The sequence below is a fragment of the Seonamhaeicola marinus genome, from assembly GCF_008085455.1.
In genome coordinates, this window is record NZ_VSDQ01000014.1 from 1 (window position 1) to 502 (window position 502).

At 33.3% G+C, this 502-nt stretch carries 1 protein-coding gene; it reads left to right on the top strand.

The genetic code is table 11. The features are described 5' to 3' along the window. On the top strand, positions 1 to 502 hold a 502-nt coding region (locus tag FUA24_RS00120), incomplete at both ends, for a TolC family protein (RefSeq protein ID WP_246146910.1).

Sequence of the window (502 nt, forward strand, 5' to 3'; positions counted from 1 at the left end):
ATAGGTATTGGTCAATCTAATATTGATGTGTTTGGTATTGGTTCAAAAAGGAAGTTACAAGAACAACGCATTCAGTTAGCACAAAAAGCCTTTCAACTTTCCGAATTGGAACTGGAATTGGAAGTAAAAAAAGCGTGGTCTAAATGCTATCAAATGAAACGGAACTATAACTTGTATAAAGAACTGGATTCCATTTATTCCAAATTTGAACAAGCAGTAGCTTTAAATTATGAAGTCGAAGCCATTTCTAAATTAGAATATTCAGCAGCAAAAAATCAAGCGTTTCAAATTCAGAATAAAAAAGCGCAAGCCTATAGTAATTATCTTATTGCCTTACAACAATTCAATTTGTGGTTGGTATCAGAAGAAGTTTTTACAGTTTCAGATGAGTTTGACGTAGTGATGGAGAATGATATGGAAACGTTCAGTATTGAAAATCATCCATTGTACAGTATGTCGCAGAACATTGTAGATGAAGCAGAAGCCAAATATAAAGCTGCAA